This is a genomic window from Frigoribacterium faeni, from assembly GCF_011761235.1.
Classification (GTDB): Bacteria; Actinomycetota; Actinomycetes; order Actinomycetales; family Microbacteriaceae; genus Frigoribacterium; species Frigoribacterium faeni_A.
Window position 1 is genome coordinate 1,148,694 of the sequence record NZ_JAAOYW010000002.1, and the last position, 9,986, is coordinate 1,158,679.

The 9,986-nt window shown below is 77.0% G+C and carries 7 protein-coding genes; 1 reads left to right on the forward strand and 6 read right to left on the reverse strand.

Features of this window, described 5'->3' with window-relative positions; translation table 11 throughout:
* The first annotated feature begins 34 nt into the window (after positions 1-34).
* Complete coding sequence (locus tag FHR78_RS15675) at positions 35-2,296, forward strand: acyltransferase family protein (RefSeq protein WP_166760664.1); 2,262 nt, start codon at positions 35-37, stop codon at positions 2,294-2,296.
* A 137-nt stretch (positions 2,297-2,433) separates the two neighbouring features.
* Here the strand turns inward: FHR78_RS15675 and FHR78_RS11930 are convergent, their stop codons facing one another.
* The 6 genes from FHR78_RS11930 to FHR78_RS11955 form a co-directional block, all read right to left on the reverse strand.
* The gene (locus tag FHR78_RS11930) at positions 2,434-4,014 is read right to left on the reverse strand and encodes a hypothetical protein (protein ID WP_166760665.1); all 1,581 of its coding nucleotides are present in this window, start codon (positions 4,012-4,014) and stop codon (positions 2,434-2,436) included.
* Positions 4,011-5,372, reverse strand: coding sequence for an oligosaccharide flippase family protein (locus FHR78_RS11935; RefSeq protein WP_166760666.1), 1,362 nt, complete (start codon positions 5,370-5,372; stop codon positions 4,011-4,013). Before FHR78_RS11935 ends, FHR78_RS11930 begins: the two co-directional genes overlap by 4 nt.
* On the reverse strand, positions 5,369-6,433 hold the full coding sequence (locus FHR78_RS15680) for a glycosyltransferase (RefSeq protein WP_166760667.1): 1,065 nt from the start codon (positions 6,431-6,433) through the stop codon (positions 5,369-5,371). The genes FHR78_RS11935 and FHR78_RS15680 overlap by 4 nt, the downstream gene beginning before the upstream one ends.
* Positions 6,430-7,023, reverse strand: coding sequence for a low molecular weight phosphatase family protein (locus FHR78_RS11945; protein WP_166760668.1), 594 nt, complete (start codon positions 7,021-7,023; stop codon positions 6,430-6,432). The genes FHR78_RS15680 and FHR78_RS11945 overlap by 4 nt, the downstream gene beginning before the upstream one ends.
* On the reverse strand, positions 7,020-8,471 hold the full coding sequence (locus FHR78_RS11950; protein WP_166760669.1) for a polysaccharide biosynthesis tyrosine autokinase: 1,452 nt from the start codon (positions 8,469-8,471) through the stop codon (positions 7,020-7,022). The genes FHR78_RS11945 and FHR78_RS11950 overlap by 4 nt, the downstream gene beginning before the upstream one ends.
* A 174-nt stretch (positions 8,472-8,645) precedes the next feature.
* Positions 8,646-9,788 (reverse strand): glycosyltransferase, encoded by a 1,143-nt coding sequence (locus tag FHR78_RS11955; protein ID WP_166760670.1) that lies wholly within the window; start codon positions 9,786-9,788, stop codon positions 8,646-8,648.
* Positions 9,789-9,986 lie beyond the last annotated feature (198 nt).

Sequence of the window (9,986 nt, forward strand, 5' to 3'; positions counted from 1 at the left end):
CTGCAATGTGGTGTACCGGTACTAGAGTATCGGGGTGACCGCAGTACGCCCGGCCTTCCGCCCCGACATCGAGGGGCTCCGGGCCGTCGCCGTCGCCGTGGTGGTCGCCGAGCACCTCGTCGGCCTGCCCGCGGGCGGGTTCGCGGGCGTCGACGTCTTCTTCGTGATCTCCGGCTTCGTCATCACCACCGGGCTGCTCGGCGAGCTCGACGCCACCGGCACCGTCTCGCTGACGGCGTTCTACGCACGGCGGGCCCGGCGCATCCTGCCGGCCGCCGGGCTCGTCGTCGCGACCGTCGTCGTCGTCGCGTCGCTGCTGTGGCTCGCGCCCCGTGCCTGGGCGACGGGGCTCGACGCCCTCGCCTCGCTCCTCTTCGTCGAGAAATGGCACCTCGTGGCCCTCGGCACCGACTACCTGGCGGCCGACGGGGCCGTCTCGCCCCTGCAGCACTACTGGTCGCTCGCCGTCGAGGAGCAGTTCTACCTCCTGTGGCCGGTGCTCGTGCTCGCCGTGGGCCTCGTCGTGCGGCTCGCCCGCCGCGGCCCCGCGGCGTCCCGGCGGCTGCTCGCCGCGGCGTTCTCGGGCGTCCTCCTGCTGTCGGTCGCCTGGTGCGCGTGGCGCACCGGCGCGGCACCGGCGGCCGCCTACTTCGACTCCGTCGGCCGCACGTGGGAGCTCGCGGCCGGCGGGCTCGCGGCGCTCGCCGCCCCGTCGGCCCACGCCCTGCCCGTCGCCGTGCGTCGGGCCGTCACCCTGGTCGGCCAGGGCCTCGTCGTCGCCTCGGCGCTGCTGCTCGGCCCCGCGCTGGCCGGCGACGTCGTGGCCTTCCCGTGGCCGTGGGCGGTGCTGCCCGTGGCGGGCGCCGTGCTCGTGGTCGGCGCGGGGACGGGCTCGCTCGGCCCGGTCGAGGCGGTGCTCGTCTCCCGGCCCGCCCGGTGGATCGGCCGCCGGTCGTACTCGCTGTACCTCTGGCACTTCCCCGTGGTCGTGTTCGCCGCCTCCCTGGGCCTCGTCGGGCCGGGCTGGCTCGCGCTGCAGCTGGGCGCGGTGCTGGTGCTCTCCGCCGCCTCCTACCGGTTCGTCGAGCGAGGCGTGCAGCGCTCCGGCTGGCTGCGGGCCGCGGCACGGCACCCGACGGCACCTCCGGGGGCGACGGCGAGAGGGCGCGCGGCGCGGCGACCCGCGGCCCAGGTCGCGCTGGCCGCGCTGGTCGGCGTGGTGCTGGTCGGCACGTCCGCCGCGCAGCTGAGGGGGCCGTCGTGGCTGGTCGACCCGGCCGCGGCCCGGTCCGGCCTCGCCGCCGTCGCGGGCGTTGCCCCGTCCGACGCCTCCGCCTCGTCCGCCCCCGACGGCCCCACCTGGGACGAGGCCTCGCTCCGCTCGGCGCTCGACGCCGCGGTCGCCGGGGCCGACGAGGTGCCCTCGGGCCTGCTCGGCGAGGCCTTCTCCTCCGCCTCGGCACCGCAGATCGGCCCGGGCGGCTGCCGGTTCGACGTCGGCACCGAGGCCCGGTCGCTGCGGCCGTGCGTGGCGGGGCCGGCGTCGTCCGAGCACGTCGCCGTCGTGGTCGGCGACTCGATCGCGCTGAGCTGGATGCCGGCCGTCGTCGACGCCCTCGGGCCTGGCTGGCGCGTCCTGGGGCTCGGCATCGGCAGCTGCTCGGTCATCGAGGCCCGCTACGGCAGCGGCGGAGGCGACGACGGGTTCCCCGAGGCCTGCGCGCGGAGCCGGCAGGACCTCGACGACTTCGTCGACCGGACGGCGCCCGAGCTCGTGGTGACGTCGTCGAGCGCGGCCGGCATCGAGCGGCTGACGAGCGGGGCGACCGGGGTCGCGGCCGAGGCCGAGTGGCGCCGGGGCACGGCGGCGGCCGTGGAACGGCTGTCCGGCGGGGCGGCCGGTGCCGCTGCCGGTGCGGAGGCGGGTGACGGAACCCGGGCGGGTGCTCGGGCGGGGGCTCGGGTGGTGCTGCTGGGCGCTCCTCCGCGGGGCGCCTCGCCCGCCGCCTGCGCGACGAGACCCACCCGGGCCGCTCTCTGCTCGACGTCGCTCGAGCCGCGGGCGGCGGCGACCGCGCGGGCGGAGGCCGCCGGGGTCGCCGACGCCGTCGCGGCCGGGGCGGACGCCGTCCGGGTCGACGTCACGCCCTGGTTCACGACGTCGGGCGGGCTCGTGCCCGTCACGGCAGGGCCGTTGCTGGTGCGGTCGGACACCCAGCACCTGACGGCGCGGATGTCGCGGTCGCTGGCCGGCCTGGTCGGGCCGCACCTGCGGGACGGGCCCGCCCCGGGCTGAGGTCGGGCCGGGTCCGGCCCGGCCGGGTCCAGCCCGGTCGGGTCCAGCCCGGTCGGGCACCCGCCCCGTCGCCAGCACCGGGAACCGGCGCCGGGCACCGGGACCGGCACCGGCGCCGCGCCCGCGGGCACCGCTCGTCAGAGGGGCCGGGCGGCGCGCCGACCTCGTCGACGGCTCGGGTCCCTGTCGGCGACCGGCGGCGTCGCGGTGGTCGGGCGCGAGGTCGGTCGGTCCCCGGCGGCGTCGACGCCCTCGCCGCCGCCTTCCGGCCCCGGGGCCGACCCGACCGACGCCGGGACGCCCTCGCCGCCGCCCTCCGGCCCCGCGGCCGCCCCGACGACCGCGGCGACCGATGCCGGGACGCCCTCGTGGCGTCGAGAGGGCGCCTCCCGACGCGCCGTCCCGCCGCCGCGAGCGCCGTCGACTCCTCGCGCTCGACCCGGCCCGGACCCCGGCTCCGGCCCCGGCCCGGGCTCGTCGCGTGCCCAGACCGGGTCGGCGAGGCACACCACGACGGTGAGGAGCAGCACCATCGTGGTCATCTTGAAGAAGTCGAAGGTCATCAGGGCCGAGGTCATGACGAGGACGCTGGCCCGTGCGTCCCGGCCCCCGCGGACGGCGGACGCGACGTAGACGGCGACGACCAGGCCCGCCCCGAGCAGCCCCTGGGTCCCGAGCGACGACAGCAGCTGGTTGTCGACGACGTTGAAGCCCGTCCCGTAGAAGTAGCCCCGGGCGAAGAGGCGTGCCTCGCTGGACTCCCCGCTGCCGAAGAAGGCCTCGAGGGCGGGACGACCGAGGAGGCGCGGCACGGCCTGCAGGTGACCGGCTCGGTTGAGGTACGACCCGGAGTCGAGCAGGGCGTCCGCCGTGCTGGACACGGTCGTCCACGAGAGGAGCACCATCGCGGCCGCGGCGGCGGCGAGGACCGACCCGCGCTGCCAGGTCGCCGCACGGCGCGAGCTGGCGAGCAGGTAGGCCGCCGCCACCACGACGCCGACCACGGCGCTGCGGGAGCCGGAGAGAGTGATGCAGGTCAGGAGGAGCAGGAGCGCCGACCAGCGGGCGACCGGGGCGCGCCGCCGCCACGTGCAGAGCAGCAGCACGAGTCCGACCATCAGGAGGGTGCCGTAGGGGAGGGCGTGCGACATCGTGCCCTGGACCCGGACGAGGCCGCCGCCGAGCAGGTGGTTCTCGTTCCAGAGGCCGCGTCCCGTCGTGTAGACCTTGTAGCCCCAGAGCAGGGGCTCGCCGCGGACGAACTCGACGAGGCCGGCCAGGCACTGCAGCAGCGCGACGACGACGACGCCGTCGACGACCCGGCGGCGGTCGGCCGCGCTCGCCTGCGACAGCACGGCCACGACGAGGCCGCAGAGCAGGGCCATGCGGGCCACGAGGCCGAGCCCCGGCGGGTACGCGACGGCCGTGACGAGGCACGCGCAGCCGAAGAGCACCACCAGCAGCAGCTGCGCGACGTCGACGTGCGGGCGTGCTGTCGGGCGGGGCCGGGGCGAGGCCCAGGTCAGCACCAGGAGCACGAGGCTGGCGACGACGACCGCGTCGCAGATCGCCTGGGGCACGAGCGGCGACCAGGCGAAGCAGTGCAGGCCGAGCAGCACGGCGACGACGGTGCCGCGGAGCGTCTCGCGACGCACCGTCGCGGAGAGGACGACGAACGCCCCCACCGCGAGCACGGCCGCCACGGCTGCCGCGATCACGGCGCCGTCCGCGGCCGGACCGTCGCCGGGGGGCACGCTCCCGACGGGTCGCCGAGCCCGGCCCCGGCCCCGGCCTGGGCCGCCGCCTGGGCCTGAACCTGGGCCGGTACCTGGCCCTCGGCCCGCACCCGCCGGCGCAGCACCCGGCCGAGGCACGCGAACTGCACGGCGCAGCCGACCGCCTCGGCCAGCACGAGCGCGAGCACGGTGCCCAGGGCGCCCCCGGTCGCGCCCCCGACCACCAGGGCGGGCAGGCCGACGGCGGCCGCGGCGGTGACGGCGGTCGTGATGCGCGGCGCCTCGCCGACGGAGACCAGGCCGAGGGCGCCTCCCCGCGAGACCGACATGACGAGCAGCAGCCCGGCGACGGCCACGAGCAGGTCGGTCGGGAGCTCGACCGCGCCGCTCAGCAGGACGGGGGCGACGACGGGCATCGCGACGACGAAGCCGACGGCCGCGACGGCGCCGGCGGCCGTGTTCAGCGCCACGGCGATCGCGATGCGACGGGCCCGGTCGGGGGCGGGGGCCGAGCCGAGCCAGTTCTGCAGGCGGGCGGGCAGCGCCCCGAGCACGGCGAAGCCCATGCGCATGGGGCGGTCGGCCCCCGAGAAGGCGGCGACGGCGCCCGGCGAGACCACGCCCAGCACGGCGGCCGGCAGCATCGTGTAGACCGTGCTCACGGCGCGGCCCCGGACGATCACCGCCCGTCGGCGGACGAGCTGCGGGGCCTCGCGGAGCGCCCGCCACGACGGCAGCCAGGCCAGCCGCCCGACCGCGGCCGCCGTGCCGACGCTCGCGACGGGCACGAGCAGCAGGACGACGCCGTAGACGACGAGGTCGGCGCCCGCCGTCATCGCCGCCGCGGCGACGAGCAGCAGCAGCACCCGCGGCAGCGCGTCCGAGACGAGCGCCGCCCCGGGCCGGCCGGCGCCGACGAAGAACCAGGACGGGGAGGCGGCACCCGTGACCACGGTGCCGGCGGCGACCAGCGCGGCCGCGAGGCCGTGGTCGGCCACGACGAGGCAGGCGACCAGGGCGCAGACGGGGGCGACGACGGAGGCGGCCGCGAGCTTGGCGGCGAGGCCCGCGTCCCACAGGCGCCGGCGTTCGTCGTCGTCGGCCCGGGCGACCGCCTGCACCTGGTCGAGCGACCAGCCGAGCTCGGCGACCACCTGGCCGGCGCCACCGACGGCCAGCGCGACGGCCACGGCGGCCCAGCCGGAGGCGCCCGAGCTCGACGTGACGGCCGGGACGACGAGCACGGGCGCCACGGCCGCGACGAGCGGCGCGAGCACGAACAGGCCGAGGTGCCGCGTCTGCCGGGCGAGGTGCCGGGACCGTCGGGCGAGGCCGCTCACGAGGTCGCCCCGATCGCGAGCGCGGCCCAGCCGCGCCGGACGACCTCGTCCAGCCGCACGTCGACGTCGGGCACCGCGAGCGCCGCGGCGCGGGGATCGACCGTGCACAGCGCGTCGGCCAGCGAGGCCGCCGAGCCCGGCTCGGTCGTGACGAGCAGCGGCCCGGCGGCCTCGGCGATCTCGTCGAGGGCGGGCGAGTCGGCGGTGACGACGACGCGCCCCGAGGCGAGGCCCTGCCACACCTTGTTCGCGATCACCGAGCGCGCCTTCTCGGACGAGCCGAAGATGCCGAGCGACACGTCGGCGGACGAGATCAGGCCGGCCAGCGCCTCTTCCGGGACAGGGCCGCGGAACGTGCACAGGTCGTCGACGCCGAGCCGCCGCACGGCCCGTTCGGTGGCGGCCCGCGTGCCGCCGTCGCCGACGAGGGTGAGGTGGACGCGCCGCCGCCCCCGGGCCCGGGCCAGCGCCTCGACGACGACGTCGAGGCCGTGCAGGGGGATGTAGTTGCCGTACCAGAGCACCTCGAGCACGTCGCCGGGCGCTCGGGGCGGGGTGGGCACGGCCCAGGCGGGCGCGCCGACGGGCAGGGAGACCACGCGGGTGCGCCGCGCTGCCCGGGTGGCCGCCACTCGACGCGCCCGCACCTCGGTGTCGACGAGGTAGACGTGGGCGGCGCGGACGGCGAGGTCGTCTTGCAGACGGTAGAGCCGGGCGCGCAGGGAGCCCGGCGCGACGCGGCCCCAGTCGCCCACCTCGGTCTCGTGCAGACCGACGAAGCCGTCGACGACCACGGTCGACCGGGTGAGCCGGCCGACGAGGCCGACGTAGGGCGCGTGCGCGAGGCGCAGCTCGCTGAGCACGACGACGTCGTGGTCGGCCGAGGCGCGCACGAGGGCGACGAGGTCGCGCAGGAGGCGCACCGCACGGGGACCGCGCCGGCTCGCCTCCAGCACGGTCACCTCGCAGCCTGCGGCGCGCAGGTGCTCGCGCAGCCTGCGGTTGCGCGGGTACGACGGGTCGTGCACGCGGTACTGCAGCACGCGCGACGGGCCGGTCACCGCACGCCCGCCGAGCGGTGCAGCCAGTGCGAGACCGTGTCGACCGCGCCCACGATCTGGGTCACCGCGACGGCGTGGGCCCGGTCGTCGCGGCCCCAGGGATCGGGCACGTCGTCGAGCTCGGGCGCCGCCGGGGGCAGCGTGGCCCCCCGCTCGGCGACGGCGAGCCGGACCGCCTCGCGCAGCCGGCTCGCGGCGTCGGGGCCCGCGGCCCGTGCCTCGACCGCGAGGTCGGCGCCCTTCTGCTCGACCACGCGCACGAGCTCGAGCAGGGTCATCGCGCGGCGCACGACGCGGGGGTGCAGCTCGATCGCGGCCCGGCGGTGCTCGCGGGCGAGGCCGAGCACGAGATCCGCGTCGGCGAGGTGCTCGCGCACCAGCTGGACTGCCGAGTGGGCAGGGTCGAGGCCGCGCGCGGCGACGCTGGCCGCGACGGGCGGGGCCATCGGCTCGCCCACGACGGCCCGGGTGCCGGCGCTCCGGACGGTGACGGGGAGGTCGGCCAGCCGGTCGCGCAGCAGGACCTCGGCGAGGGGCGACCGGCAGATGTTGCCGGTGCAGAGCACGACGAGGGCGAGGGGCGGCGTCACCGCGGGGCCACCGGGCCGGCCGCCGGCGACCGGTCGGGCACGTCGAGGGGCTCGGGGACGACCGGGTCGGCGGCCTCGTCGCCGTCGGCGTAGTAGGACGAGTAGACCGAGTAGCCGTAGGCGTCGGCGCCCTTGACGGGCACCATCGTCGCCACGACGCCGAGCACCCGGCTGCCGATGCGCTCGAGGACGTCGAGCGCCTGGCGGAGCTGGCCCCGGGTCGCGCGGCCGGCGCCCACGACGAGGATCGCGCCCGAGGTCATCGTGCTGATGACGGCCGCGTCGGTCACGGGCAGCAGGGGAGGCGCGTCGACGATGACGTGGTCGAAGGTGGCGGTCAGCTCGTCGATCAGAGCCGCCATCGCCCGCGAGCCGAGCAGCTCGCTCGGGTTCGGCGGCGTCGTGCCCGCGGCCAGCACGACGAGGCCGCCCCGGCCCCAGGGCTGCAGCACGTCGGTCAGCTCGGCCCGCCCGATCAGCACGTCGGTGAGGCCCACCGTGCCGTCGAGGCCCATGATGTCGGCGAGGCGCGGGCGCCGCAGGTCGCCGTCGACGACGGCCACGCTCGCGCCGGTCTCGGCGATGGCGATGGCGAGGTTGGCGCTCGTCGTCGACTTGCCCTCGGCAGGCAGGGCGGAGGTCAGCACGAAGCTGCGCCCGGCCGTGTCGACGTCGAGGAACTGCAGGTTCGTGCGCAGGCTGCGGAACGCCTCGGCGCGGGGGCTGCGCGGGTCGGTGTGCACGAACAGCGGCCGGGTCTTGACGGTCGCGTCGAAGCCGACGGCGCCGATCACGGCCGTGTCGGTGACCTGGTGCACGTCGGCGAGGCCGCGCACCCTGGTGTCGAGCACGGCCCGCAGCGCGGCGGCGCCCGTGCCGAGCACGAACCCGGCGAGCAGGCCGAGGCCCAGGGTGGTGGCGAGCCTCGGGCTGGCCGGCGACGTCGGCGACGAGGCGGGCTCGATCGTCTCGACGCGCACGGGCGTGGGACCGCCCCCGACGGGCAGCTCGATCTCGTCGGCCACGACCTTCGTGAAGCTGGTGCCGACGGCCGCCGCGATGCGGCGGGCGACCCCGGGGTCGTGGTCACGGGCCGAGATCGAGATGATGACCGTGTTGGCGGGGGACGTGGCCGTGACGCGCTCGGCGAGCTCGGTGGTCGTCGTGTCGAGCCGCAGCTCGTCGACGACCGGCTGGAGCACTCGGCTGCTGGTGGCCACCGACAGGTACGAGGTGACCTTCTGCTGCGCCGCGCTGCTGCCCTGGACGATGTCCTGGGCGCTGGACTGGTCGATGCCCTGCACCGAGACGAAGACGCGGGTCGTCGAGACGTACGACGGCGGGATGACGAGGAGGGCCAGGACGCCGAGGCCGAGGCCGAGCGCGAGGCCGCCCACGATGAGGGCCCAGCCCTTCCGCGCGATGCGGACGTAGTCGGAGAGCTCCATGTGATCCTCGCTGGCGGGCGACGTGCCGGACGACGGCGGTCGCACGGCGCACTGTGCGTGCGGGGATCAATGTAACATTTCGGACGAGGGATGGCGAACATCACTCGTCGGGCCTCTCTCGGCGACCACCTCAGCGGCGCGACGACCGCCTCGACGACCGCCTCGGCGACCGCCTCAGCGGCGCAGCGACCGCCTCAGCGCCGCCTCGTACGCGTCGCACACCGACTGCCAGGTGTAGGCCTCCTCCGCCCGTCGCGTCGCCGCCTCCCGCAGCCTCTGCTGCTCGGCCGGGTCGTCGAGCAGCGCCGTGACGGCGTCGGCGACGGCGTCCGGCTCGGGCGGCACGAAGACGCCGGCGTCGGCGAGCACCTCGCGGTTGTAGACGGTGTCGCGGGCCACGACCGGGGCGCCGGTGAACATGGCCTGCACCAGGGCGGGGTTCGTGCCCCCGACGCTGTGGCCGTGGAAGTACGCGCCCGCGTGCTGCCAGAGCGCGAAGAGGCGGTCGTCGTCGCTGACGTGCCCGAGCCAGCGCACCCGCTCTTCGTCGGCCGCGAGGTCGCGGACGAGGTCGTCGAGCTCGCCCCCGTACCCCGTCGACCCGACGATGACGACGTCGTGGCGGCGCGCGATGCGACGGGCGGCCTCGACGAACTCGACGATCGAGTTCTCGGGGACGAACCGGGCGACGACGAGCGCGTAGCCGCCGTGCGTCAGGCCGGGCTCGACCGGCAGCTCGGGCACGGGATCGCCGCCGTAGGGGATGAACGTGCCCTCGACGCCGAACTCCTCGCGCCAGCGGCGGACGATCTCGACCGCGTCGCAGACGAGGGCGTCGGCGAACCGGGCGGAGGCGCGGGCGCCGAGCTTGAACACGGCCTTGGCCGCCCGGCCCCACTTGGCGCGCTCCCACTCGATGCCGTCGACGTTGATGAGCACGGGCACGCCCCGGAGGCGCAGCAGCGGCAGCCAGAAGCCGTTGGCGACGTTCATCATCAGCACGGCGTCGGGTCGGCGCACGACCGCGTCGAGCACGGCGGTCAGGCCGTAGCTCAGGGTGCTCAGCGACCGGCTCTCGACGCCGCGCGTCGTGCGGGTGCGCACCCGCGGGTCGCGGGCGGGGTCGTCCTCGCGGACGGCGCCGTGCCGGCCGTAGACCGTGACGTCCCACCCGGCGTCGACGAGCGCGGGCGCGATGCGCCGCACCGCCGTCTCGAAGCCCCCGTAGTAGCTGGGGTAGCCCCGCGTGCCGATCACGGCCACCGAGGGCCGGCGACCGCCGGCGGCGGCGGAGGAGGGGCGGGTGCGAGGCGGCATGGGAGATCCGTTCCGGGAGGGGGCGCGAGGCCGCCCCACGGTACCGCAGCACGCGTCGTCGACGACGGGGACCCCCCGAGCGAGGGGGATGGTACAGGCGTGTCCCCCCTTGCGCGGACACCGTGGGGTGAAACGCGGGGTGAATTGGGTGACGGGAGATGGTCGGGGTACACCTGCCCCCCCGAGACTGGGAGCGGG